This is a genomic window from Cobetia sp. 10Alg 146 (genome assembly GCF_029846385.1).
GTDB classification, from domain to species: Bacteria; Pseudomonadota; Gammaproteobacteria; order Pseudomonadales; family Halomonadaceae; genus Cobetia; species Cobetia marina.
Window position 1 is genome coordinate 578,161 of record NZ_JARWKT010000001.1, and the last position, 24,522, is coordinate 602,682.

Sequence of the window (24,522 nt, forward strand, 5' to 3'; positions counted from 1 at the left end):
CACCTATATTAATCAAAGAAATATCATCTAAGACAACATAGATTATCATACCATACTTAAAACAAAAACATTACTGCAACGGACTTAGCCATCACTTAACATAAGGCTGGAGCTATAATTTATTTAATAAATTCATTTATACACTGAAGTAAAAAAGCCGTCCCTGATGTTCAGGGACGGCTTTTTTATTGATCAATCAGTGGAGGATGGAGCGTGCGATCAGCCGTCGAGGGTCATACGGCACAGCAAGGTGTTGTCCTGCTTGAGGCTTTTCCCCCACACGAACCTGGCACTGTCATCCCAGTCGATATCGTCGTAGCCGTCCTTCGGGCTGACATCGCTGTACTGATGCTCGATGGCAGCCGGCCAGGCGCTGTCATCGAAGTCCGGGGCCGTCCAGTCACCGTCCACCGTGGTTTCCTCGAAGTCACAGGCGCCCTCGCCTGCCTGTGGGTCGCTCTCATCGGCACAGGAAGCCTCGACAGGCGCGTGTTGCACCACCAGGCAATGCATGTCGCGGTTGGTGACCCCGATGACCTCGCCTGTTCTGGCATCACGGAACTGGGCAATCATACCGCCATCGCCCATCTGCTGGCGGTCCGTGCCGATGTACTCAAGGCCTGTGTCATTTTCCTTGAAGTCCTTGGCCTTGATGGCGATCGTCACCGGGAATCGCGTCTCTATGATGGCGGTTTCTGAATTGAAGGAACGCTCCGTGGTGATCGGCACGCTGTCTTGCATCGCCTTCTCGCCATTGACGTACATCTCGAACCAGTTATCGACCCAGACCTCGGCCTTGAGCCTGGTGCCACTCTGGGGGCCGGCCTTGGGCTTGACCGCATGCTCATGCTTGGCATGTGAATCGGCAAAGGCAGGTGCGGCAGCCAGAATGAGGGCGGCGGTCAGCAATGTGCGCATGGAAAAATTCCTTTCGTGATGAATGGCGATCGCGCTTCCTGGCTTGCAGGGGGGTGTCTTGCGTCCATCATCTGCTCAGTTACGGAAGGTGATGGAGGAGGAATCCAGCACCTTGCCCTGCAGTGCCTCGGTCATCGTGTCCCAGTTCACGCTCATGTCGTCATGATCCGGCAACGCCTCCAGCGGTGCCTTCAAGGCATACAGCGTGATCGTGTAGTCGTGATATGAGCCCTCAGGACCGGGAGGTGAACAAGGTGGCGTATACCCGATACGCTTCTTGTCCTTGTCGGCGCCCTCATCCCCCAGCGATACCGGATTGCCGCGCGGCAGTGCCCGGGTATCTGCCGGAAGATTCCACAGCAGCCAATACTGGCTGGGTGCGTCACGACCTTCGACGGTGCCTTTGGGATAGTGATGCATGATGAGGGCGAGGCTCTGTGTGCCGTCAGGCACATCACCCCATGTCAGCGGCGGCGTGACGCCATCGCCGCCGTCACGAGTGCATTTCAGGTCATCCGGCAACCAGCCATCATCATTGAAGGCAGGGCTGGTGAGCGTGAAGTCGCCTTGTGCCAGCGCCGGTGTGGCCAGGGCCATCGCACCAAGCCCGACGACCAAGCCACGTGCTAGACGCGTCTGCCATGCACTTGAGAACTTGCCCGCCAGATTGCTCGATAACTTGCTCGACCATGCCCGAATCATCGGCAGTACTCCCCGGTCTTGACGTCGCCACCATCCGTCACGGTACGCGTCTCGAAGTCATAGCAATTGGGCGTATCGGTGGGCGTATAGCGAATGTAATAGGCTTCACCGTGATAGGTGTAATCCATGCTGCGACTGCCATCCGCCTGCTGGGTAAAGACCAGGTCTTCCACGCCCCCTTGCGGCGGAGTGCCTGCAGGCCGCCCACGGCTGTTGGCCTCTGTAGAGTCGCTCCCGACATTCAGCGGTGCTACTCGCGGCAGGTCCTTCGCGTCGGGCACCTCGCCCATCAGACACTGAATGATGTAGGGCGCCTTCTCGGAGGTGTGATAGCGATACCCGAAGGTGTCGTCAGGCTGTCCGTTGCAGACATCCAGCACATCCATCGCGATAGGGGAACCATCAGGGTTGTCATCGCCATAGATGGGATAGCCATCGAAGGCCCAGCCGATGATGGGGTTGCCACCGGCATTCTTCATCTTGTCCATCATGCAGACGGGTTTGACATGATAGTGATAATCATCGCCGCGGCCGGCGTGCCCGCCACAGGCATCCAGCTGCTGCGTCGCCAGGGTATCGTTGCTGGCCTGATAGACGGAAAGATCCCCCGGGGACATCTCCCCACCTCCGGTATAGTCGTAGATGGGCACACCATTGACGGCGACGCCCAAGGCCGCGTCTCGCGTCTGCGGTGTGTCCCCCAGCGTGGGTTCGAGCATGACGGGCGAGGTGTAGTGACTGGCGGGCACCGGCACCTGCTCATTGGTGCCCACGATACCGGTCATCATCTCGTGATCCGGGTAGGTATCCGAGGTGATCAGCGCCTTGCCGTCCTGGCAGGTGACAGACACCGAGTCGGCGAAACCGGCATCTTGCACGGAAGCCTTCACGGCGGCGCAATGCGCCTCGGCGGCGGACCTGGCCATACGCTGCGCCGCTGCCTCCGACGTGGACTCCTCTGAGCCGGACTGGGCCTTCGCGAGCGAGGGTTGATCATTGGCGACTGACTGCGCGACATGGAAGAACACTGGCACCATGAGAACGGATGCCACCGTCAGTGCCACCAAGGGCTTCACGATACGGGGTCGTCCCCGAGACGTCAGGGAATGTGGGCGCATGAGCTTTCCTGTGTGTCGGACGATGAATTCATGAGGCATTCGCGCATGACCGGGTGGTCTGAGGTGTCAGCCAGTCAGACGCGGACGCAGGAAGGCCGACAGGGTCTCCGGGCGCTTCTCGTCATGCCGGGACGGCTACCACTGCATCACGATGAAGGTCAGTGACATGGCACCGATCGCGACCATCCAGGCGCCCAGCACTCGCTGCGCGATCACGAAGGCCGCACGAGGCAGAAGGCGACCGATCAACGCGAATATCACCCAGCAAAGCAGGACACCCCACATCACCGTCATCATGACACCGAGAAGAATGGCAAAGGGTGTCGAGGCCACCTCATGGCCCAGAAACAGCAGCGCCACCACCAGCCCGGCCAGCAGCGCCGGCACCCGCTGGAAGATGCCCTGACCGAAGGCATGGCGCAGCGGTACGTGAATCGCGACGAGCAACGACACCAGCATGGCCAGTCCCATCACGGCCATTACCAGCGTCTGTGGCGCAAAGAGTGACAGGGTGATCCCGAGCAGCAGGCCATTGATGAGCCGCAGCAGAATTCGCCCGCCCGCCTTCCAGGTGAGCGTGTCCTGACTGGCGACTCCGACAAGACCCGCCGTGACGATGAGATACAGGATCACCGGGCTGCCACAGACGGCGCGAGCGCCGATCATCCACTGTTCCGGCCACATCATGACAATGCCTCGACCAGGAAGTAGACACCCAGCAGTGTCGTCAGAATCCCCAATCCGCGCAGCAACATGCCCTGACGGAAGCGCTCCGCCATGATGCCAACGCCGATACCCGCGGCATGCAGACTGCCGGTGGCCACCATGAAGCCCATCGCAAAGGCAAAGGGATCAGACGCCAGGGGCAACTCCGCCCCATGGGCGTAGCCATGACAGACGGCAAAGACGGAGATCACCGCACAGGCCATCCACAGCGGCAGGCGCACGCGCCCCGCGATGAAGCCGCCGAGCACCAAAGCCGACAAGGCAATGCCGATCTCGATTCCGGGCAATGCCACCCCCACGATGCCCACCACACTGCCCAGCGCCATGATCATCGGGAAGACCACCGGCAACAGCCAGGAAGCAGGACGCCCCAGAATCACCCCCCACAGCCCCACGGCTGCCATGGCGGTAAAGTGATCCAGGCCCGTGAGGGGGTGCAGGAAGCCCGCGGCAAAGCCGCCGACGCTATCCGTATCGACATGCGCGCTGGCTGTCTGGGTGAATAGCACCGTCAACATGCCGACAATGACAGCCGTCAGACGGGGCATGCGGCAAGGCCGCGAGTCACGACGCCGAGCGGAGTGAGCCGCGAGAGGCGCAACGCGAGAAGAGGTGTGAGATGTGGTGCGAGATGAGGTGCATGAAGAGGTGCGAGAAAGCGGCATGAAGGCAAATCCAGTGAAGAGATCTCTCGGTTGGGGGGAGACAGCAGCAGTGTGAAACACGCACCGAGACGCGGAAGTCTTGGAAAAGACCATGACATTCGTGCAGACAGCAGGGTATGGCATGGCACGCAGCGCCGGAGCGCCGGCGCTGTTCACGGCGCCCCGCCCCCGGCGCTGTTCAAGGCGCCCCGCCCCCGGCGCTGTCATCATCGTTTTCCGGCATTGGCCCGTCCGAAGGTCCGTCGCCTGCATGGCCGGGCATGGGGCCCTGACCCGGCTTGCGTGGAGAGCCGATCCCCATCCTGGCATTGGTAGTGAAGTTGTCCTTCGCCACCACGCCTTTCAGACATGCGGGCAGGTTGGGGAATTCCTGAGTGGCGTGATAGTGATACTCGCCTTCCGGGTGACGCTCGGTCGGGCCGAAGTGGCCATTGCAACTGTCGAGATCGGTCGGCACCTCGCCCGTCGGGTCTTCACTGCCGAACATCGGATAGCCATCGAAGGCATAAGCGAACTGGGCGCTCTTGCTCTGCGGTTGCTGACAATGGGCATCCACGCCTTGCGTGTCATAGACGCTATCGATATCCGTGGCCGTCGCGTGCCAGTGATACCAGCCACCCGGATCCACATGACCGCCGCAGGTATCCAATGCCGGCAGATTGCCGGTATCCAGCACCGAGGGAGCATCGGCGAAGATGGGCACGCCATCCAGTGCCAGGCCTACCTTGGCGACAGTGCCAAGCGACGTCGGCGAGTCGGCCGGCACCGGGACGACAGGCAGCAGCACGGTCATCTCGACGCTCTCATCCTCGGCCACGTTGAGGCAGTTGTTGGCCTCTTCCTGACGCTTGCTCAGGTCCGTCATGATGTGAAGCGTCTCGTCCTCATCATGAAAATGAAACCCGAGCGTATCGAGCATCTCGAAGAAGGCACGATCCAGCCGATATAGACCGGGGTGCTGGCCATCCCACTGCCAGATACCGCCTTGATCATCCAGCGTCGGTGGGCAGAAAGGGCCGATCTCCAGGTCATCAGGCTGGTACTTCACGACAAGTCGGGTGCACTGGGCAGCGCTGCCATTCTCCAGCGTACAGCTGACGGTCTCCGGCGCCTTGACCAGCGCGGCCGTGGAGAATTGGCCCGGCACCACTTCGGCATGGGCCACCCCTGCCATCAACAGGGAGGCCGGCAACCAGGCCGTGATCGATGCGGTCTCTCGCACAAGGCGTGCCGTCTTCATGAGTAGGCTCCAAAGAGAGAACACCCGCCACGCTGTTGCTCTCTCGAGTGATCAGCGTGGCGGGTGTCGATGGGAGGGACAGCCGTGAGGGTCAAGCTCGGCCTGGACTCAGGCTTGGCTCAGGCCCTGACCTCAGTGCTTGGGCCCCTGCTTGGCATCATCCGGCAAGCAGGCCGTCTCGCCACCCTGGGGCGGAGCGACACAATGTCCCGGCACCAGCGAGTCTGCCTCAGGCACCGCGATCTGGCACTGGTCTCCCACCTGCTTGCTGGCACAGGCATCGAAGGCTTCCTGCGGCGGCTTGCCACCCGGAGGCTGCGCCATGCTCATCCCGCTGATGGCCAGCAGTGCGCCCGCCATCAAGGCCAGGCTGCCGCGACGACGAAAGGTCACGCGAGCGGAGGGAGTTTCAGAGGCTTTCATGTCGGCATTTCCTTGTGTCATCACTCAATGACGACAAGCTTGCTGACGCAATGTGCAACGAATATGTCAGAAAACGACAGGTGTTCAGGTGCCTGCAGGCTCACTCCTTCCCGGACGGCGGACGATCTTCCTCACCGGGAGGTGGCCCGCGATGTCCCATGTCATCTGCGGTGCAGACAGCATCCGGTGAGTCGAGTGCACAGCCTATCTCGCCATGGAAACATCCCAGAATCTCGTTCTTTTCGGCGCTGTTGCCATGATAGTGGTATCCGATGCCTGCACCGACATGGCCACTGCAGGCGTCGAGTTCTGCCTTCTCGGCCTCGTCACCGGTCAGTCTGGCCAGGATCGGATAACCATCCATGGCAAAGCCGATCATCGGGGCATCCGCCGCGACGTTCTCCTTCGCGGGACTGCAGCCATTGGCACCGTGATAGTGATAGCCGACATGCAGATTCACATGCCCTCCGCAGTCATCGAAAGGCGCCAGGGTATGGGCGGCAAGAATCGCATCCTGAGGCGCTGCCGCATCGAATCTGACGCCATTGAAGGCGATTCCCCGCGGAATTGGCGGAGTGCGTCCTGATGCCGCTTCCTGACGGGCAACGGGAACCAGTGGCAGCACATAGGTGGTCTCGACGACCTCATCCATGTATTCCGTGCGGCATTCCACGCAGTAGTTGTGGTACGCCTCGGCCACATCCGGCCGCGCCGCCTGATCACAGGCCGTCCTGGTATCCGTGACGTGAACCTTGCCGGTGGCCTCGTCGAACAGCTGCCACTCGGGGTCATCATAGAAGGTGGCCAGATTCTCGATGAAGGCACCATCCACGTCGTACTGCTTGCCGTCACGCACCCAGATACCCCCCTTGTCGGCACCGTCCGAGAGCTTGCCGGGACACCAGGGGCCCATCTCGCTGGACTCCAGCGAGTTCTTCAGCGTGATGCTGAAGCACTGGGTCTCGGTCCCACCGGACAGCGTGCAATCCACTACCTCAGGGCCAGCCACGATGCTCCGGGCATCGAACAGGGAGGCGATCTGCGCCAGTCGCTCCGAGACATCTCCCTCGTGGGCCATCGCGGACACGGGGATCAGGCTGGCGACCCCCGCGCTGAACAACGAGGCCAGTGCCATTCGCTTCATCGTGTTTCCTCTTGTGATCACCAGGGCATCAGCACGTCATCTGCACTTCACCTGAACGGCCCACCCATCGCGAGGCCAAGCCTATGGAAAACACGTTCCATAAGGAAAGACACGCCGCTCATTTGCACAAAGCTGCCTTTTTCATGAGAACTGACTTTTTCATGAGAACTGACTTTTTCACGAGAACTGCCCTACCGAAGCCCTAGCGCTCGGCTCGCGGGGAGTGCCCGAAGTGATTGCGATAGGCCCGCGAGAAGCTTGAGCTCGACGTGAAGCCGCTGGACAGTCCGATGGAGAGAATATCGAGATCCGTCTCCTTGAGCAGATGCCGAGCACGCTCCAGCCGCAGCCTCAGGTACCAGGCTCGCGGCGACGTGGCGAGTTCCTGCTCGAACAGACGCTGCAACTGTCTGAGCGAGATGCGACAGCGTCGGGCCAGCTCCTCCAGCGACAGGGGGGTGTCCAGATGCTGCTCCATCAAGGCGACGGCATCGACCAGCTGGCGCTTGTGAGTGCCGAGTCGCCGCGCCAGCGTCATGCGCTGCTGATCGGTACGCGTCCGCATGCGGTCATGGACAAGCTGCTCGGAGACATCGACTGCCAGGGCCGTGCCGTGCCGCCGGGCAATCACGTCCAATGCCATGTCCATCGCCGCCGCTCCCCCGGCACACGAGAAACGCCGTGCGCCCAGCTCGAACAATTCATCCGAGGTGCTGATGGCAGGGAAACGCTCGCGAAACGCCGGCAGACTCTCCCAGTGCAGCGTGACGCGCTCACCATTGAGCAGTCCGGCCGCGGCGAGCAGGAAGCACCCGGTATCCAGCCCGCCCAGCACACAGCCACCGGCATCGAGGCGATTCAGCCAGCCAGTGAGAGCGCGATTCAGGTGAGCTTCCGGCTCGAAGCCACTGCATACCGCAAGCGAAGGCAGCGAGCGGATATCCAGAATGCTGTGATCCGCCACCAGCGTCATGCCACTCGATGCCGTGACCGGCTGGCCATCCTCACTGATCAGCAACCAGCGAAACAGCGGCTTGCCGCTGATGCGATTCGCGATGCGCAACGGCTCCACCGCCGCGAAGAAGGCCATCATCGAAAAACGCGGCAGCAGCAGAAATCCGATCGTTTCGGGCAAGGGGCCGGAATAGTCGAGACGCATGACGCGAGAGCCTCCGTGACAGGGAAAGAGAGGTGTCATGGGTCATCACCCGAGAGCGTGACATGACGACGACCGTCAAAAATGACGCATTACGTTAACAATAATTCGCCTTACGACAAAACAGACTGTTGAAATTTACCTGTCGACGAGACTTCACCATGCCGCCTCCCGGGCATCCCCGGGGCCTCAGTGCGAGCGCCTGGTGATCATGTCGCGGTGATTCGCGTCCCGCTTGCCCGACCCGCTTCTGGCGTAGCGTGATTTTTCCAGAAGCTGTAGCCATCAAAAACAATTCCATCCATAATATATCGTAATGTTTTTAGGCAGTTAGCCAAGAACTGCTCTTTCCAAAATGCGTTCCTCATCTCTTCTCGTTGCCAACACGACAACAATAATGGTGCCGGATGAGCGGTCGATATCCCCGATGCCTCGACCGAGACAGGGATCGCTGGCCCTTTGACCAGCTCGAACAGGAGTTACTGCGTGACCCCTTCCCAATCCGACCCCGCGTCCTCTCCCGATTCCACGAATACCGCCCCTCTGCCCTATCCCGACGCCAGTTCCAGCGTGCAGGTCGAGACCTCAGGCTGGCTGACCGGCATGCACAAGGGCATGACCCTGACCTCAGCGGGCCTGCTGCTGCTCTTCGTCCTGGCCACGGGCCTGGCACCCGACATGTCCGCGAGTCTGTTCGGCGCCGCCCGCGCCTGGATCGAGTCCACCTTCGGCACCTATTATCTCGTCACCATCGTCGGACTGATCGGGCTGTGCATCGCCCTGGTGTTCTCTCCCTGGGGCAACCTGCGCCTCGGCGCACCGGACAGCCGTCCCGAATTCTCTCGCTTCACCTGGGTCTCGATGCTGCTCTCGGCAGGCGTCGGCATCGGCATCCTGTTCTTCGGGGTCGCCGAGCCGCTGTTCTACTTCGATGACTCCGGCGGCTTCGGCTACCCGAACAACCCGCACGCGGACCTCGCCGGCCACACCGCCATGACCCATGCGCGCGCCGTGGATGCGCTCAAGCTGGCCTTCTTCCACTGGGGCCTGCATGGCTGGGCGGTCTATGTGATCGTCGGCATGACCCTGGCCTACTTCGCCTATCGCCGCGGCCTGCCGCTGGCCCTGCGCTCCGCGCTGTATCCGCTGATCGGCAACCGCATCTATGGCCCCATCGGCCACGCCGTCGACATCATGGGCGTACTGGGCTGCGTGTTCGGTATCGCCACCTCGCTGGGCCTGGGCGTCAGCCAGATCGCCGTCGGCCTCAATCGCCTGACCGGGCTGGATTCCGGCATCTACACCCAGGTGGTGCTGATTGCCGTGATCTGCGCCATCTCCATCGCGTCTGCCGTCTCGGGGGTCAGCCGGGGTATCCGCATCATCTCCGAACTCAACGTCGGCGTCTCCGTCATCGTGGTGGGCAGCTTCCTGATCGGGGGGCCGACGCTGTGGTTGATCAGCATGTTCGGCGAGACGCTGGTCTCCTATGTGCGTGACGTCATTCCCATGGGCCTGTGGGTGGCGGGCACGCCGCTGGAACGCGACTGGCAGGATGCCTGGACCATCTTCTACTGGGCCTGGTGGCTGGCATGGGCGCCGTTCATCGGCCTGTTCATCGCCCGTATCTCCAAGGGCCGCACCGTGCGTGAATTCGTGCTGGGCGTGCTGATCGCACCGCCGCTGATCATCTTCATCTGGCAGGCGCTGTTCGGTGGCACCGCGCTGCACCAGGAACTGACCGCAGCCATGGGCCCGGGAACCGGCGAACTGATGGGCATGATCCGCGACTGGAACCTGCCGGAGGCGCTGTTCGCCACGGCGGATACACTGGTGGCCAATGACACCCTGAGCGTCATCCTGTCCTCACTGCTGATCTTCCTGCTGATCAGCTGGTTCGTGACCAGCTCCGACTCCAGCACCCTGGTCATCACCACCATCCTGTCGATGGGCGATGAGGAGCCGCTGGCGCGCCACCGGATCTTCTGGGGCGTCTGCATCGGCTCGGTCGCTGCCGTCCTGCTGATGGCCGGCGGCCTGAAAGCCCTTCAGACCGTGCTGATGGCGGCGGCATTGCCGGTCAGCCTGGTGATTCTGCTCATGACACTGGGTCTTCTGATCGCCCTGATCGAGGAATCGCGCATGGCGCTCAAGGCACGTCGCCGCGCCTCCCCCGACACGGGCCTGAATTGATCCGCCGGTCAGTCTGACCAATGCCGGTCACGGGTCCTGCCGTGACCTGATGCCGGCACCCGCATGACACCAATCCCCGCTTGAGGCCACAAGGCCCGGCGGGGATTGGCGTTTCTGGCTCCCGGACATCCTCTTCCAGCCTCTCTCGGAGGGCCCCTGAGCGCCGAGGCACTGCAGGCTTCCAGCGAAAATTACCCGAAAATCCGGCCTGACGCTTGCCGCATGACGCGTTCAGCTAACTGGACTTCGTTTGGGGAGAAAATGATCGGGGACGACGCTCTAGCCTTAGAACGTGTCGATGTCTGATGTCCAGAACGTTCCACACAGGTAGTGCGAGACAACAATCACAACAATAAAGGAGTGTTCCCATGACACCCGCCCAACAGGACTCGCAAGAGTCCGCTCACCGCGGCATCCCCCCTGATTTGACGCAGCGCCTTGAGACCCGCGGCCCGCTCAAGGGCATGCACAAGGGCATGACACTCACCGCTGCCGGCCTGCTGCTGGCCTTCGTGGTCGGTGCCGGCCTGAGTCCGCAGGCCTCTTCTGCCCTGTTCGGCGCCGCCCGCGCCTGGATCGAGAACACCTTCGGCACCTACTACCTCATCCTGGTCGTGGGCATGATCGCCCTGTCACTGGTCATGGTGGTGTCTCCCTGGGGCAGCCTGCGACTCGGCCCCAGGGACAGCAGACCCGAGTTCTCGCGTTTCACCTGGATCTCGATGCTGCTCTCGGCAGGCGTCGGGATCGGCATCCTGTTCTTCGGGGTCGCCGAGCCACTGTTCTACTTCGACGACTCCGGGGGCTTCGGGTACCCCAACAACCCGCACGCGGATCTGGCCGGCGCTACCAGCATGGACCATGCCCGCGCCGTCGAGGCCCTCAAGGTGGCCTTCTTCCATTGGGGCCTGCATGGCTGGGCGGTGTATGGCGTCGTCGGCATGACACTCGCCTACTTCGCCTACCGCCATCACCTGCCCCTGGCACTGCGCTCGGCGCTCTATCCGCTGATCGGCGAGCGCATCTACGGTCCCATCGGTCACGCCGTGGATATCATGGGCGTACTGGGCTGTGTCTTCGGAATCGCGACCTCGCTGGGTCTCGGCGTCAGCCAGATCGCCGTCGGGCTCAACCGCCTCACCGGACTGGATGCCGGGCTCGGCACTCAGCTGGCGTTGATCGCCGTCATCAGCGTGATCTCCATCGCGTCAGCCGTCTCCGGCGTGAAGCGCGGCATCCGCTTCATCTCCGAGCTCAACATCGGCGTCTCGGTGCTCGTGGTCGGCAGCTTCCTGATCGGCGGCCCCACCCTGTGGTTGATCTCGCTGTTCGGCGAGACGTTGCTGGCCTATCTGCGCGACGTGGTGCCGATGGGACTCTGGGTCGCCCAGACCCCGGGCGAGAGCAGCTGGCAGGAAGGCTGGACCATCTTCTACTGGGCCTGGTGGCTGGCCTGGGCCCCGTTCATCGGCCTGTTCATCGCGCGTATCTCCAAGGGACGCACCCTGCGCGAGTTCATCCTCGGCGTGCTGATCGCCCCACCGCTGATCATCTTCCTCTGGCAGGCGCTGTTCGGCGGTACCGGTCTGCATCAGGAGCTGACGGCCGCCATGGGCCCGGGGACCGGCGAGCTGATGACGCTGGTGCGCAACTGGAATCTGCCGGAAGCCCTGTTCGCCACCGCCGATGCCCTGGCCGGCAACGGCGTGCTGGGAGTCATCCTTTCCTCGCTGTTGATCTTCCTGCTGATCAGCTGGTTCGTGACCAGCTCCGACTCCAGCACCCTGGTGGTCACCACCATCCTGTCGCTGGGCGATGAGGAGCCGCTGGCGCGTCACCGCATCTTCTGGGGCATCTGCATCGGACTGGTGGCCGGTACCTTGCTGATGGCAGGCGGCCTCAAGGCACTGCAGACCATCCTGATGGCCGCCGCCTTGCCGATGAGCTTCGTGATCGTGGCAATGACGATGGGCCTTTTGGTGGCGCTCTATCAGGAATCCGGCAACGCACTGAAAAGGTCCAAGAAACCCGCCCAGCATCACACAGGCCCCTGAGCCCGCTCTAAGCCCCTCACTCGACCCGGGCCCGTCGTGCCAACAGGCAACGGCGGGCCTTGAGGCATGTCTTTCACGTCAGACGTTCCACGAGACACATAATGTCGTGTCATGGCAAATACTGGTCGCCAATAACCAAAAATTAACCAGAGGGCAAGATAGGCTTATGAGGTCCTTGCCACCCACAGGAGTCAGCCATCGTTATCTGCCCTCTCTTGACGACTTCTTGCTGCCGTCAGCTTGCCAGTTCGACAACAACAACTTCAGGAATCGCGCTCTCATGACGACCGACACTTCCTCCTCCCGCCAGCCCGAGGCCACCACGGATTCCGTCTGCGGCCTGGGGGACACAGACTCCGCCAAGGGCAAGTACCTGACCTCGATCGCCACCGTCGCGGTCATCATGCTGCTGATCGGCGCCGCCGCCCTCTTCCCGACGGGATTCCTCGCGGCCCTCGACACCGTCAAGACCTCGGTGATCGGCAATCTCGGCTTCATCTTCACCTGGCCGGCCTTCGCCATCTCGCTGGTGATGGTCGCGGTGTGCTTCACGCCGCTGGGCAAGCTGCGCTTCGGTGAAGGCGAACCGGAATTCCACACCCTGAGCTGGATGGGCATGCTGTTTGCCACCGGCATGGGCATCGGCCTGCTCACCTGGGGCGTGCTGGAACCCAAGTACCATACCGATGCCGGACAGAGCACCGACATGGCACTGCTCAATGCCTTCAATCATTGGGGCCTGCTTGCCTGGGCGGGCTATCTGGCCATCGGCGCGCTGTTCGCGCATGCCATGTACAACATGAAGATGACCAAGCCCGCCGAAGAACTGCTGGGCAATGGCCTGTGGAGCAAGCTCAATCTGGTCAGCCTCGTCGTTTCCACCGTCATCGGCCTGTCGCTGTCCTTCACCTACGCGACCACCCCGATCCAGCAGGGACTGGTCAAGCTGGTCGGCATCGAGTTCAGCCCGACCCTGATCATCAGCGTGCTGGCCGTATGCGCCATCATCTCCTCCGCCTCTGGCCTCAAGCGCGGCATCAAGTGGCTGAGCAACTACAACACCCTGTTCGCCATCATTCTGATGATCGGCGTGCTGGTGCTGACCGTCCCCGGCGACATCCTTTCCACCTTCGTGCGTCTGGTGCCGGAATACCTGCTCAAGTACCCGGCGATGGCCACCGACATCGGCCTGGGTGATCCGGAGCGCAAGGCATGGCTGGCCGACTGGCTGTATGCCTTCGAGGCTGCCTGGTACGGCTGGTTCATCTTCACCGGCGTCTTCGTGGCGCGCATCTCCAAGGGCCGTACCCTGCGTGGCATGGTGCTGGGGGTGATGCTGGTGCCGACCCTGTTCTCGTGCCTGTGGTTCGTGGTGTTCGGTCTCGGCAGTCTCAGCCTGGGCGTCGAGGACGTGTTCAAGCTGATCGATACCATCGATACCACCGGCATCCTCTCGGTGATACTGACGCTCAACATCCTGCTGTTCTTCATCACCAGTGCCGACTCGGCAGGACTGGTCTGCGAGATGCTGACCGTCAAGCGCTCACGCGCCTTCTGGATCATCGCCATGGCCGCCCTGGCCATCGTGGTCAGCTGGCTGGGCGGCGACGTCTACAAGACCCTGCTGAGCCTGATCTCGGTCGCCGCGATACCGGTCGCCTTCGGTATCTTCGCCTTGGTGATCGCCTTCGTGATCCGCGTACGCCGTGATCGCGCCTCCCAGGCAATCCCGACATCGGCGCCACTCACCCAGCGCTGAACCGCCATGGCGTGTGATGCGCCGCAGCGCGTGCCGACACAATCCAAGACAACGATCTGGCGCGACGCAATCTGTCCAGCACAACGGCCCTGCCCTCTAACGAGGTGCAGGGCCGTGTCACGCCTGATGCCCGCCTTTTTTCGTCATCTGCCAGGAATGGAATGGCGGGTCTTGCGCCCTCGACGCCGACAGAGTCCTGCTGTGCTGACAACGAGCTACTAGGCTGAAGTGTGTGTCACCACGTTTCCCCAAGGCGTACAGCGTCCATCGGAAGCGACAGGATCACGACAGACAGGAGCGACGCATGCCAGCCAGTTTCCACGACCACCTCAGCCGTCAGATCAATGCGCTGCATGAAGAGGGCCTCTACAAGCAGGAGCGCGAGATCACCTCGCCCCAGCGTGCCAGCATCCAGGTTTCCGCCAGCGATAAGGACGAGGGACAAGGCGCCCAGGTCATCAACTTCTGCGCCAACAACTATCTGGGCCTAGCCGATAGCCCCGAATTGATTGCGGCCGCGCAACAGGCGCTGGAGCGTGATGGCTTCGGCATGGCCTCGGTACGCTTCATCTGCGGCACCCACCATCAGCATCGCGTGCTGGAAAAGCGCCTCGCGGCCTTTCTCGGCATGGACGATGCCATCCTCTATTCCTCGTGCTTCGATGCCAATGGCGGCCTGTTCGAGACACTCTTCGGCCCTGAAGACGCCATCATTTCAGATGCGCTCAACCACGCCTCCATCATCGATGGCGTGCGCCTGTGCAAGGCCAGCCGCTATCGCTATGCCAACAATGACATGCGCGAACTCGAGGCCCGCCTCAAGGAGGCGGACGCGGCTGGCGCACGCTTCAAGCTGATCGCCACCGACGGTGTCTTCTCGATGGATGGCGTGATCGCCAATCTCAAGGGCATCTGCGAGCTCGCCCGCCGCTACGACGCGCTGGTGATGGTGGATGACTCCCACGCCACCGGCTTCGTCGGCGACAACGGGCGTGGCAGCCACGAATATCATGACGTGATGGACCAGATCGACATCATCACCACCACCTTCGGCAAGGCGCTGGGCGGTGCCTCGGGCGGTGTGACGGCCGCGCGCGGGCCCATCGTCGAGTGGTTGCGCCAGCGCTCACGCCCCTATCTATTCTCCAACTCGCTGGCGCCGCCCATCGTGGCGGCGACCCTCAAGGCGCTGGACAGAATCGAGGACAGCGCCGAGGCTCGCCGTAAGCTGTGGGAGAACGTCGAACGCTTTCGGACCGGCATGCAGGCCGCCGGCTTCACCCTCGCGGGCGCCGGCCACGCCATCATTCCGGTGATGATCGGCGATGCGCGCCTGGCAGGCGACTTCGCCAATCGCCTGCTGGAGGCCGGCATCTACGTGATCGGGTTTTCCTATCCGGTGGTGCCCAGGGGACAGGCGCGCATTCGCACCCAGCTCTCGGCGGCGCATACCCCGGAGCAGATCGACACGGCCGTCTCGGCCTTCACGCGCATCGGCCGCGAGATGGGCGTGATCGGGTCTGCGACGGGAGGTGATGCATGAAGGCGCTGGCCAAGCTCAAGCCCGAACCCGGGATCTGGATGACCGAGACGGCGGTACCGGAAATCGGCCACAACGATGTGCTGATCAAGATCCGCAAGACCGCGATCTGCGGCACGGACATGCACATCTATCAATGGGATGAGTGGTCACAGGCCACCGTGCCGGTGCCGATGGTCACCGGTCATGAGTATGCGGGGGAAATCGTCGCATTGGGCAGCGAGGTGCGGGGTTACGAGATCGGTGATCGGGTCTCCGGCGAAGGGCACATTACCTGCGGCCATTGCCGCAACTGTCGCGCGGGGCGTCGCCATCTGTGCCGCAATACCGAGGGCGTGGGCGTCAACCGTCCGGGTGCCTTCGCCGAATATCTCGCCCTGCCTGCCTACAACCTCTTCAAACTGCCGGATGAGATCAGCGATGACCTGGCGGCCATCTTCGACCCCTTCGGCAATGCCGTGCATACGGCGCTGGCCTTCGATGTGGTCGGCGAGGACGTGTTGATCACCGGCGCCGGGCCCATCGGCATCATGGCGGCGGCGGTCATCCGCCATATCGGGGCTCGCCACGTGGTGATCACCGACGTGAATGACTATCGACTGGCACTGGCCGAGCGGATGGGCGCGACCCGCACCGTCAATGTCAGCCGCGAATCCCTGAAGGAGGTGATGGCGGAGCTCGACATGCATGAGGGCTTCGATGTAGTGCTGGAGATGTCCGGCGTGCCGTCAGCCGTCGGTCAGATGCTCGATGTCATCAATCATGGCGGCAAGATCGCCATGCTGGGCATTCCGCCCGGCGAGATGGCCATCGACTGGACCAAGGTCATCTTCAAGGGGCTGACCATCAAAGGCATCTATGGCCGTGAGATGTTCGAGACCTGGTACAAGATGGCCAGCCTGATCCAGTCTGGGCTGGATCTCTCGCCCATCATCACGCATCGATTGCGCGTCGATGACTTCCAGCAGGGCTTCGAGATCATGGGTTCCGGTCAGTCGGGTAAGGTGGTGCTCGACTGGTCCTGAGGGCTTTTGCTCGATTGCTCCCCCACGCCAGTCAGCTTCCGATCGTCTGCCCCCGATCGTCAGAGCGCGTGCCGGTCAGTCGTCGCCTCGCGGGGTAACAGCCCGAAGGCCTCGCCCATGCCGGGAGCCGAGAGACGCTGGAGAATCCATTTGAGCGCCTTGCCCTGGCGACCACTGCGCCAGGCAAGAGAGAGATCGATCGGCGCACGATCCGTCTCCAGTGGCAGCACCGTGAGACTGCCGTCTTCCAGTGATTGACGAATCCGGTGCAACGGCAGATAGCCGACGCCAAGCCCCCTGCGCTGGACGTCTATCTTCTGCGCCGTGGTCTTGACGATGATCTGACTGCGACCATCCAGTAGCCCCGAAGAGCGCCCGGGCAAGCTGCGCGAACTGTCGGCCACGATGACAGTGGGATAGTCACGCAGGGCGTCGGCGGACAGCGGCTGCGGCAGATGCGTCAGCGGATGACCGGCCGCCACGGCGAAGACCGGCTCGATCGCCCCGAACACTCGGCTCGACAACCCCGATACCGGTGCCTCGCCGGGCGCTCCGATCACCAGATCACAGCGGTTGTCATGCAACGCTTCCCAGGCGCCCCCCATCACCTCCTCACCGAGTACCACCCGGGTACGCGGCTGGATGGCCTGAAACTCCTCCAACAGCGGATAGAGCGCGTCCGGTTCAAGGATGGAATCGACGCAGATACGCAGCTCGACCTCCCATCCCGCCCCCGCCTGGCGCGCCAGCGCCGTCATCTCATCGGTGGCCAGCAGAATGCGTCGCCCATGCTCCAGCACCAGGCGTCCGGCATCGGTCAGTTCGGCCTTGCGGCGCGAACGGTCGAACAGCGGCACGCCCAGCTCTTCCTCCAGCTTCTGCACCGAGTAGGAAATCGCCGAGGGCACGCGGTGCAGTGTCTCGGCGGCTGCGGCGAAACTGCCACGTCGGTCAATGGCATCCAGTACGCGCAGCGCGTCCAGCGTGATGGGTGAGACCATGATTCAAAAATTCTGATCCATCAGACCAGAATCCTCCGTTATTTTTCTGTGACACCGCATTTTATAGTAGCGCCATCGATCAGACACACTGATTTGAAAATCCACCCCTTACCTGATCCCTGGAGCCACTCATGTTCAAATCCGCCCTCTCTCGCCTGATGTCCACTGACACGAGCCTCGCAAGCCTGGTGCTGCGCGTGCCCACCGGCATCATCTTCATGGCCCACGGGTCACAGAAACTGTTCGGCGCCTTCGGCGGCTACGGTCTGGAAGGCACGGGGCAGTGGATGGCCTCCATGGGCATCGAGCCCGGCTACCTGATGGCACTGTTGTCCGGCAGCGGTGAATTCTTCGGCGGACTGGCCATTCTCATCGGCCTGCTGACGCGCCCGGCAGCTGCCGTGCTGGTCTTCACGATGCTGATCGCCATCCTGACCGTGCATATCGGCAATGGCCTGTTCATGAGCAACAACGGCTTCGAGTACGCGCTGGCCCTGTTGACCATCGCGGCCAGCCTCATGATCACCGGCGGCGGCAAGCTGTCCCTTGATCGGGTACTGCAACCGGGCAGCAACGCCGTGCGCGAAGACTGAAGCCTGCTTCACTCACCGGCAGACACCACGACACTCTGAGGAGGTTGCCATGTTCACGTTACGTCCAGCGGCAGAACGCGGTCATGCTCGATTTGGCTGGCTGGAGAGCCGCCACAGCTTTTCCTTCGCCAGCTACTATGACCCGAATCACATGGGCGTCTCCGTACTGCGCGTGCTCAATGATGACACCGTGGCACCCGGCGCAGGCTTCGAGACGCATCCGCACCGTGACATGGAAATCATCAGCTATGTGCTGGAAGGCAGCATCGAGCATCGTGACACCATGGGCTCACATCGCACCCTGGGAGTGGGCGAAGTCCAGCTGATGAGTGCCGGCAGCGGCATCGAGCACAGCGAGTACAATCCCTCGACTCGCCAGCCACTGCATTTCCTGCAGATCTGGATCACCCCGGATGCCAGGGGCCTGACGCCGCGCTATCAGCAGCAACCCTTCACGGCACGCGAGGGACTCGACCTGTTGATCGCCCCGCCACAAGAGGCCGTGGACGGCATCCTGTCCATCAATCAGGATGCCCGGATGTATCGCATCGGCCTGCAAGGCGCGGAACACACGGATACCTCGCTGGCACTGCCCTTCGCGCCCCAGCGTCGCTACTACCTGCACGTCATCGACGGGACGGCAACACTGAAGGGCAAGGATCAGCAGAGCCTGCCCCTGTCCGCGGGAGATGCCGTCACGCTGGACCATGAACCCGAGGCCACTCTCGCTGAGGCGCGAGGTCTGCATGCGCTGCTGTTCGACCTGCCCGCTTGAGCTGGCCTCCGATGGCCTCTAGACCCACGACGCCTCCCCGCCCACATCACTGTCGGCGGGGAGGCGTCGTTATGGCACGTCCGCATGGGAGGACACCTGGCAGGGAACGTGGCTGGGCGACATCTGTCATAGGGAGGCATGATACGATCAAGCGCGAGGCTGGCCGTCATCGCCATCCTCGTGAGCTGACGGAGGACACCCCATGAGCAAGGACACGACCATCACGTCCACTCCACCCGAGACACCCAGATTGCCGGCACCGGATGCACAGCCCCTCACGGCCCACGCCTCCGAGTACAGCGAGGAAGGTTTCTGGCACAAGGTCTCGTCGGTCGCCCGCAAGGCCGGCCAGACAGCACTCAATCCCGCCCTGCGCATGTACTTCGCGGCGCAGGATTCCGATACCCCTGTCTGGGCCAGAACCACCATCTATGGCGCGCTGGGCTACTTCATTTCCCCCATCGATGCCCTGCCGGACTTCACCCCCCTGCTGGGTTACACCGACGACATCACCTTGATGGCGGGCGCGGTGGCCATCGTGGCGGCCCATATCAAGCCGGAACATCGCGCACGCGCGGACAAGGTGCTCAAGCGCTGGTTCGATTGACGGCAGACGACGCGCCTGGCAGCGCCTCCCCCTCGTGGCGGCACACGGCCCACTGGCCACGACCTCCCCGCCATGAACAGGGTGTCAACAGTGTTGAATGCCGTGTAGAGCGCTCGTTTAGCGGGTGACACCGTGCGTGTTACCGTGAAGTCATATCTTCATGCCCACGAGCCCCCCGAAAGCGCAGGATGCCTCCATGACAATGTTGAAATTCGCCACGGCAGGTCTCGCGCTGCTGCTGATGACCGGTTGCGCCTCGCGTGCCGAGATCGATATGCCCAACATTCAGCCGGTGCAGTCTCTGGCCTATGAACACAAGACGTTCTACCCCGACATCTATTACAGCCAGCCTCAGGCCAATCTGTTCTCGGGTGCCGCGACCCAGGCCATGCGCCCACTGGGCAGCGTGAAACTGCCGCGCGCCTCTTCACCGCCCATGAAGAATTTCGACCTGCTGCTGCGCGAACAGTTACCCAGCACCTCGGTGATCACGCATGATGCCCGCGAGAAGGACTATCGCCTCAAGGTCGAGATTCAGGCCCACGAGAACCGTGGCCCCGTCTATCTCGACTATCTGATGGCAAAGAATCTGCCGATGAATCTGCTCACCTTCGGCATCGCCAATGAAGACTTCGATGTGATTGCCGATTTCGAGGTGGTGTACTGCCTCTATGACAAGGATGAGCAACTCCTCTATCGCAAGGATTACACGGTCAAGGACTCCGTACCTCATCAGACCGGCAACTTTGATCTCGGGGATCGCATGCTGATGCCTGCCCGCGACATGATGAAGAAATACCTTCAGCTGACGATGAATGACTTCTTCATCCAGGCCAGCCAACCCTCACTGAGGCACGTCGCGGTCGTTTCTCCACCCGCCATCTGACGCCTGTCGTCCGCCCCTAGTACAAGAACGCCTCGACCACATGGTGGTCGAGGCGTTCTTGCATGGCCATGCCATTCGTTGCTTCTCTCAGGTCATTTCATCCTGGCAATCGGCTTCGTCGGGCCAGGCCAGTCGTCTGCAGCCTCATCCCTTGCTGGCCTGAGTACCGCCACCTTCCTCACGGGTGGAGGCCGTCATGTTGCGCGGCTTTCCGCCCCGCAGGCCCAACGGCAGGCGAAGCAATACCTCAGGGCCATTCTGCGCCAGGCTCAGGGTCGTGATCGCCACGAGAATCAGTGCCATCCCTGCCAGTTGCATCATGTCCATGCCTTCTCCCAACACGAACACCCCGAACAAGGTGGCCGTGATCGGTTCTATCATGGCGATGATGGAAGCCACCGACGGCAAGGTATTCTTCAGGCCGATCACATAGCAATAGAAGGAGAACCCTCCCCCCACCAGGCCGAATACCAGAATCAGCCACAGCTCATCGGCGAAGGGGACCGCCACTGCCTGTGAAAGATTCGTCAACGGCAACATCACCAGACTGCTCACGCCCAACGCGATGGCCAATACCCCAGGGGTGCTGCCATGACGCGTGGCTGACTTGAAGGCAAAGATGAAGATGGCGTATGACACACCCGCCAGAAGTCCGAACAGGACACCCAGGGGAGTCACCTTGCCACTCCCGGATTGCAGCACCCCCGTCAGCAGTACGATGCCGATCATCACACCGACGATGGAAATCAGCTTCACCGGTGCCGGGCGTTCCACCCGGGCCAGGAATGACGTGATATAGACGAAAATCGGCGCGCTATACATGAGAGTCGCGGCAACGGCGACACCACTCATGCTGACACTCGTGAAATAGAACATGAAGTTGCCGGCGACCCCTACCCCCGCCAGCAGCGACCACCCCAGCAACGCGAGCGGTTTTCTGGCCGGCACCTTGTGGTAGCCCAGCAATACCATCCAGGCCAGCATGCAGATGAACCCGACAAGGGCACGCCAGAAGGAAATGACTTCAGCCTCCCAGCCCCAGGACATCAGCAAGCTGCCAATCCCACCTGTCAGCCCCCATTGAAAAGCGGCCAATACAACCAACACACTACCCAGTTTTGCCATTCATGCACCCTTGTCTCAGGAAAAATCAGATCTTCGATGATTTATCAGCCGCAATCGCAGCGTAACAAGAGTCCTCAAGACACATAAACCCATCCCTCATTGGTCGTAACCAGAGGCTATGAAACTCCATGAATGCCTAGCTATGGCTTTCATAACCTCATGAAAAACTTCGAATATTCGCGTCTTTAAAACGGTGTTTGACACTGGTATTACCAGTCAACATGACGTCGCCAAGAATGTTTTCCTCGCTTACCTTGATCTGGTGAGCCCTACGGTGATTTCCCGCAGTGTGGATGAAAGCTCAACGCCAAACTTTGGATCAACCTTCACATTGCCGTGACAAAAACCAACAAAAAGACAATCACCCTTTCATGCGAAGGAGAGTATTGACATGAATGCATCATGGATGGCGATTCTGGCGTTCACGCCATTGATACTGGCTGGTATCTTGCTGATAGGGTTCAGAATCCCTGCCCGCATTGCCATGCCCATCGTCTTCGTGGTCACGGCCCTGATCGCCCTGCTTGCCTGGGACATGACCTTCACACGCGTCATGGCCTCATCGTTGCAGGGCTTGATACTGACGGTGGCGATCCTGTGGATCATCTTCGGTGCCCTGCTGCTGCTCAATACGCTCAAGCACTCCGGCGGCATTGCCGCGATCCGTAATGGCTTCTCCGGCATCAGCCCAGACCGGCGAGTACAGGCCATCATCGTCGCCTGGCTGTTCGGTTGCTTCATCGAGGGTGCCTCAGGCTTCGGCACACCCGCTGCCGTCGCTGCCCCCTTGATGGTGGCGCTGGGCTTCCCGGCACTGGCCGCCGTCGTGGTCGGGATGATGGTGCAATCCACTCCGGTCTCCTTCGGTGCTGTCGGCACCCCCATCGTCGTCGGTGTCTCGGGAGGGCTCGACAAGGCTGGCGTCAGTGACGCTCTGGCCGCGAACGGGTCAAGCTGGGACAGCTACTTCCAGTTGATCACCTCGGAAGTCGCCATTACCCACGGCATCATCGGTATCTGCATGCCACTCATCATGGTGGCGGTGATGGTGCGCTACTTCGGGGCCAATCGCTCCTGGCGCGAGGGACTCGAAGTCGCTCCCTTCGCGCTGTTCGCGGGTGTCTGCTTCGTGGTGCCCTATGTACTGGCCGGCCTGCTGCTCGGGCCCGAGTTCCCCTCGATGATCGGTGCCATGGTGGGCCTCGCCATCGTGGTACCCGCGGCGCGCAAGGGCTTTCTGCTACCCAGCCGGACCTGGGACTTCCCGAACGCAGACAGCTGGCCCGAGGAATGGGTGGGCAAGCTGGACATGACACTTGAGCCCGTCGAGGGTCGCAAGCCGCTCTCGGTCGGCATGGGGTGGCTGCCGTATGTGCTGCTCGCGGTGCTGCTGGTGATGTCGCGCGTCATCGCCCCGATCAAGGAAGCGCTGACCTCATGGAGCTTCGGCTGGAGCGGCATTCTCGGAGAAGGTGACATCTCCGGCAGTCTGCAGCCCTTGTACCTACCCGGCGGTATCCTGGTGGTCGTGGTACTGCTGACCGTCGTGCTGCACCGCATGCGCATGCAGGATGTCAGTGCTGCCATCACGGAATCCAGCCGCACGATTCTGGGCGCAGGCTTCGTGCTGCTGTTCACGATCCCCATGGTGCGCATCCTGATCAACTCCGGCGTGAACGAGGCAGATCTGGTATCGATGCCGGTGGCCATGGCGCAATTCATCGCCGATAGCGTGGGCGACATCTACCCGCTGTTCGCCCCCAGCGTCGGGGCCCTCGGGGCCTTCATCGCCGGCTCCAACACCGTCTCCAATCTGATGCTGGCGGATTTCCAGTTCAACGTGGCAGGCGCGCTGGGCATCTCCAGCGCCATGATGGTCGCCCTCCAGGCCGTCGGCGCGGCTGCCGGCAACATGATCGCCATCCACAACGTGGTCGCCGCTTCGGCGACCGTCGGACTACTGGGGCGTGAAGGCATCACGCTGCGCAAGACGATCCTGCCGACGCTCTACTACGTGATCTTCGCCGGCATCATCGGCATGATCGCCTTCCATGGCCTGGGCGTGGTGGATGGCTTGATGCGCTAGAACAGGCTCTTCAGCAGCTACCGTGGAGACGCAGACAACGGTGTGCTGGATGGGGTTGATCCACAACGACAAAGGGGCCTTTTAAGGCCCCTTTGTCGTTGATAGGTACAGACGATACCCGCTCATGACCAGCGGATCATGGCCTCTCTGGCAATGACAGGAAAGCCAAGCAGATCGCGAATGGCCGCGGCTTCCGGCGAGAGCGTCAGCCAGCTCACGGTAGCGATGTTGATCAATACCACACACCAGAACACGACTCGGTAGCTTGTCTTGCGCGTCTTGTGGCGCAGGCTCTGCTGGGCGATCAGCGCGCCCGGCCAGCCACACAGCAACTCCATGAGGTGCAATTTCCCCTCGGACACGCGCCACTCCCCTGATGTCGCGGCCTGCTTGTCGACTCGATAGGCCAGGTACGTCACCAAACTCATGCCCAGATACGCCATTGGCAACATCCAGGGCAGACGCCCCTGCTGCCAGCCTGCCCCGAGCACGATTATCACGGCCAGCAGCATCAACCATGCAAGCCCCACTCCAGCAGGAGTAGTGGAAGCTCCTACCCCAAGCGTGCGAAAGCGTGTGGCACGTGGGCGGTTGTTCTCATCCATGCCCAACTGATACTGCACCTGCGCACTGGCTTTCGGCCGTCCGCGCCCCTGGTACGCACTGATGTGGGCAAAGACATCCTTGCCCCCCGACTCAGGCGTGATGAAGCCGAAGCCCTTGTCATCGTTCCAGCGCGTCAATCGTCCTTGAAGGTTCATCGTCTCATCTCTTCCTGGTCCGACC

22 protein-coding genes are annotated in these 24,522 nt (G+C 61.8%); 10 read left to right on the top strand and 12 right to left on the bottom strand.

Annotation, left to right across the window (positions count from 1 at the left end; genetic code table 11):
- Window positions 1–219: 219 nt before the first annotated feature.
- From QD172_RS02470 to QD172_RS02510, 9 genes are all read right to left on the bottom strand, one after another.
- Window positions 220–918, bottom strand: coding sequence for a PEBP family protein (locus QD172_RS02470; protein ID WP_279854795.1), 699 nt, complete (start codon window positions 916–918; stop codon window positions 220–222).
- 75 nt (window positions 919–993) lie between these two features.
- Entirely contained in the window at window positions 994–1,620 is a 627-nt protein-coding gene (locus QD172_RS02475; protein WP_279854796.1) for a YbhB/YbcL family Raf kinase inhibitor-like protein, read from the bottom strand.
- Entirely contained in the window at window positions 1,617–2,738 is a 1,122-nt protein-coding gene (locus QD172_RS02480) for a YHYH protein (RefSeq protein WP_279854797.1), read from the bottom strand. Before QD172_RS02480 ends, QD172_RS02475 begins: the two co-directional genes overlap by 4 nt.
- Before the next feature lie 135 nt (window positions 2,739–2,873).
- Window positions 2,874–3,425 (bottom strand): hypothetical protein, encoded by a 552-nt coding sequence (locus tag QD172_RS02485; RefSeq protein ID WP_279854798.1) that lies wholly within the window; start codon window positions 3,423–3,425, stop codon window positions 2,874–2,876.
- A complete protein-coding gene (locus QD172_RS02490) occupies window positions 3,422–3,982 on the bottom strand; it encodes a HupE/UreJ family protein (protein ID WP_279854799.1) in 561 nt (186 codons plus the stop codon). The genes QD172_RS02485 and QD172_RS02490 overlap by 4 nt, the downstream gene beginning before the upstream one ends.
- A 325-nt stretch (window positions 3,983–4,307) precedes the next feature.
- A complete protein-coding gene (locus QD172_RS02495) occupies window positions 4,308–5,369 on the bottom strand; it encodes a YHYH protein (protein WP_279854800.1) in 1,062 nt (353 codons plus the stop codon).
- Window positions 5,370–5,501: 132 nt separating this feature from the next.
- Window positions 5,502–5,792, bottom strand: coding sequence for a hypothetical protein (locus QD172_RS02500; RefSeq protein WP_176503824.1), 291 nt, complete (start codon window positions 5,790–5,792; stop codon window positions 5,502–5,504).
- 100 nt (window positions 5,793–5,892) lie between these two features.
- A complete protein-coding gene (locus tag QD172_RS02505) occupies window positions 5,893–6,936 on the bottom strand; it encodes a YHYH protein (RefSeq protein WP_279854802.1) in 1,044 nt (347 codons plus the stop codon).
- Window positions 6,937–7,138: 202 nt separating this feature from the next.
- Window positions 7,139–8,095, bottom strand: coding sequence for a GlxA family transcriptional regulator (locus QD172_RS02510; RefSeq protein WP_176494141.1), 957 nt, complete (start codon window positions 8,093–8,095; stop codon window positions 7,139–7,141).
- 483 nt (window positions 8,096–8,578) lie between these two features.
- Between QD172_RS02510 and QD172_RS02515 the strand changes: the two genes are divergently transcribed.
- The 5 genes from QD172_RS02515 (at window position 8,579) to tdh (ending at window position 16,663) form a co-directional block, all read left to right on the top strand.
- Complete coding sequence (locus tag QD172_RS02515) at window positions 8,579–10,285, top strand: BCCT family transporter (protein ID WP_240499701.1); 1,707 nt, start codon at window positions 8,579–8,581, stop codon at window positions 10,283–10,285.
- Window positions 10,286–10,653: 368 nt separating this feature from the next.
- The gene (locus tag QD172_RS02520; protein WP_279854803.1) at window positions 10,654–12,339 is read left to right on the top strand and encodes a BCCT family transporter; all 1,686 of its coding nucleotides are present in this window, start codon (window positions 10,654–10,656) and stop codon (window positions 12,337–12,339) included.
- Window positions 12,340–12,619: 280 nt separating this feature from the next.
- On the top strand, window positions 12,620–14,098 hold the full coding sequence (locus QD172_RS02525) for a BCCT family transporter (protein ID WP_279854804.1): 1,479 nt from the start codon (window positions 12,620–12,622) through the stop codon (window positions 14,096–14,098).
- Between the two features lie 304 nt (window positions 14,099–14,402).
- Window positions 14,403–15,641, top strand: a complete 1,239-nt coding sequence (locus QD172_RS02530; protein ID WP_279854805.1) for a glycine C-acetyltransferase — start codon at window positions 14,403–14,405, stop codon at window positions 15,639–15,641.
- Window positions 15,638–16,663, top strand: a complete 1,026-nt coding sequence (gene tdh, locus QD172_RS02535; protein WP_136939232.1) for an L-threonine 3-dehydrogenase — start codon at window positions 15,638–15,640, stop codon at window positions 16,661–16,663. The genes QD172_RS02530 and tdh overlap by 4 nt, the downstream gene beginning before the upstream one ends.
- Before the next feature lie 59 nt (window positions 16,664–16,722).
- Here tdh and QD172_RS02540 read toward each other — a convergent pair whose 3' ends face one another.
- Entirely contained in the window at window positions 16,723–17,664 is a 942-nt protein-coding gene (locus tag QD172_RS02540) for a LysR family transcriptional regulator (protein ID WP_077377508.1), read from the bottom strand.
- A gap of 131 nt (window positions 17,665–17,795) precedes the next feature.
- Here QD172_RS02540 and QD172_RS02545 point away from each other — a divergent pair, with 131 nt between their 5' ends.
- The 4 genes from QD172_RS02545 (at window position 17,796) to QD172_RS02560 (ending at window position 20,525) form a co-directional block, all read left to right on the top strand.
- On the top strand, window positions 17,796–18,257 hold the full coding sequence (locus QD172_RS02545) for a DoxX family protein (RefSeq protein ID WP_084208395.1): 462 nt from the start codon (window positions 17,796–17,798) through the stop codon (window positions 18,255–18,257).
- Between the two features lie 49 nt (window positions 18,258–18,306).
- Window positions 18,307–19,032, top strand: a complete 726-nt coding sequence (locus tag QD172_RS02550) for a pirin family protein (RefSeq protein WP_271302847.1) — start codon at window positions 18,307–18,309, stop codon at window positions 19,030–19,032.
- Between the two features lie 202 nt (window positions 19,033–19,234).
- Window positions 19,235–19,639 carry a YkvA family protein gene (locus QD172_RS02555; protein ID WP_077377519.1) on the top strand — a complete coding sequence of 135 codons (405 nt, stop codon included), beginning with the start codon at window positions 19,235–19,237 and terminating at the stop codon, window positions 19,637–19,639.
- Between the two features lie 196 nt (window positions 19,640–19,835).
- Complete coding sequence (locus QD172_RS02560; protein ID WP_176494151.1) at window positions 19,836–20,525, top strand: hypothetical protein; 690 nt, start codon at window positions 19,836–19,838, stop codon at window positions 20,523–20,525.
- Between the two features lie 144 nt (window positions 20,526–20,669).
- Here the strand turns inward: QD172_RS02560 and QD172_RS02565 are convergent, their stop codons facing one another.
- Entirely contained in the window at window positions 20,670–21,650 is a 981-nt protein-coding gene (locus tag QD172_RS02565; protein WP_279854807.1) for a DMT family transporter, read from the bottom strand.
- Between the two features lie 391 nt (window positions 21,651–22,041).
- Between QD172_RS02565 and QD172_RS02570 the strand changes: the two genes are divergently transcribed.
- On the top strand, window positions 22,042–23,736 hold the full coding sequence (locus tag QD172_RS02570; protein ID WP_279854808.1) for an L-lactate permease: 1,695 nt from the start codon (window positions 22,042–22,044) through the stop codon (window positions 23,734–23,736).
- A 122-nt stretch (window positions 23,737–23,858) separates the two neighbouring features.
- Here the strand turns inward: QD172_RS02570 and QD172_RS02575 are convergent, their stop codons facing one another.
- The gene (locus QD172_RS02575; protein ID WP_279854809.1) at window positions 23,859–24,497 is read right to left on the bottom strand and encodes a cold shock and DUF1294 domain-containing protein; all 639 of its coding nucleotides are present in this window, start codon (window positions 24,495–24,497) and stop codon (window positions 23,859–23,861) included.
- Window positions 24,498–24,522: the final 25 nt, after the last annotated feature.

What these genes read in the sequence shown, in the direction of transcription:
- QD172_RS02505 (WP_279854802.1), bottom strand. Translation starts at nt 6,936, where the DNA reads ATGAAGCGAATGGCACTGGCCTCGTTGTTCAGCGCGGGGGTCGCCAGC.
- QD172_RS02525 (WP_279854804.1), top strand. Translation starts at nt 12,620, where the DNA reads ATGACGACCGACACTTCCTCCTCCCGCCAGCCCGAGGCCACCACGGAT.
- QD172_RS02470 (WP_279854795.1), bottom strand. Translation starts at nt 918, where the DNA reads ATGCGCACATTGCTGACCGCCGCCCTCATTCTGGCTGCCGCACCTGCC.
- QD172_RS02565 (WP_279854807.1), bottom strand. Translation starts at nt 21,650, where the DNA reads ATGGCAAAACTGGGTAGTGTGTTGGTTGTATTGGCCGCTTTTCAATGG.
- QD172_RS02475 (WP_279854796.1), bottom strand. Translation starts at nt 1,620, where the DNA reads ATGATTCGGGCATGGTCGAGCAAGTTATCGAGCAATCTGGCGGGCAAG.
- QD172_RS02540 (WP_077377508.1), bottom strand. Translation starts at nt 17,664, where the DNA reads ATGGTCTCACCCATCACGCTGGACGCGCTGCGCGTACTGGATGCCATT.
- QD172_RS02560 (WP_176494151.1), top strand. Translation starts at nt 19,836, where the DNA reads ATGACAATGTTGAAATTCGCCACGGCAGGTCTCGCGCTGCTGCTGATG.
- QD172_RS02545 (WP_084208395.1), top strand. Translation starts at nt 17,796, where the DNA reads ATGTTCAAATCCGCCCTCTCTCGCCTGATGTCCACTGACACGAGCCTC.
- QD172_RS02520 (WP_279854803.1), top strand. Translation starts at nt 10,654, where the DNA reads ATGACACCCGCCCAACAGGACTCGCAAGAGTCCGCTCACCGCGGCATC.
- QD172_RS02570 (WP_279854808.1), top strand. Translation starts at nt 22,042, where the DNA reads ATGAATGCATCATGGATGGCGATTCTGGCGTTCACGCCATTGATACTG.
- QD172_RS02490 (WP_279854799.1), bottom strand. Translation starts at nt 3,982, where the DNA reads ATGTTGACGGTGCTATTCACCCAGACAGCCAGCGCGCATGTCGATACG.
- tdh (WP_136939232.1), top strand. Translation starts at nt 15,638, where the DNA reads ATGAAGGCGCTGGCCAAGCTCAAGCCCGAACCCGGGATCTGGATGACC.
- QD172_RS02575 (WP_279854809.1), bottom strand. Translation starts at nt 24,497, where the DNA reads ATGAACCTTCAAGGACGATTGACGCGCTGGAACGATGACAAGGGCTTC.
- QD172_RS02530 (WP_279854805.1), top strand. Translation starts at nt 14,403, where the DNA reads ATGCCAGCCAGTTTCCACGACCACCTCAGCCGTCAGATCAATGCGCTG.
- QD172_RS02500 (WP_176503824.1), bottom strand. Translation starts at nt 5,792, where the DNA reads ATGAAAGCCTCTGAAACTCCCTCCGCTCGCGTGACCTTTCGTCGTCGC.
- QD172_RS02555 (WP_077377519.1), top strand. Translation starts at nt 19,235, where the DNA reads ATGAGCAAGGACACGACCATCACGTCCACTCCACCCGAGACACCCAGA.
- QD172_RS02485 (WP_279854798.1), bottom strand. Translation starts at nt 3,425, where the DNA reads ATGATGTGGCCGGAACAGTGGATGATCGGCGCTCGCGCCGTCTGTGGC.
- QD172_RS02550 (WP_271302847.1), top strand. Translation starts at nt 18,307, where the DNA reads ATGTTCACGTTACGTCCAGCGGCAGAACGCGGTCATGCTCGATTTGGC.
- QD172_RS02510 (WP_176494141.1), bottom strand. Translation starts at nt 8,095, where the DNA reads ATGCGTCTCGACTATTCCGGCCCCTTGCCCGAAACGATCGGATTTCTG.
- QD172_RS02480 (WP_279854797.1), bottom strand. Translation starts at nt 2,738, where the DNA reads ATGCGCCCACATTCCCTGACGTCTCGGGGACGACCCCGTATCGTGAAG.
- QD172_RS02495 (WP_279854800.1), bottom strand. Translation starts at nt 5,369, where the DNA reads ATGAAGACGGCACGCCTTGTGCGAGAGACCGCATCGATCACGGCCTGG.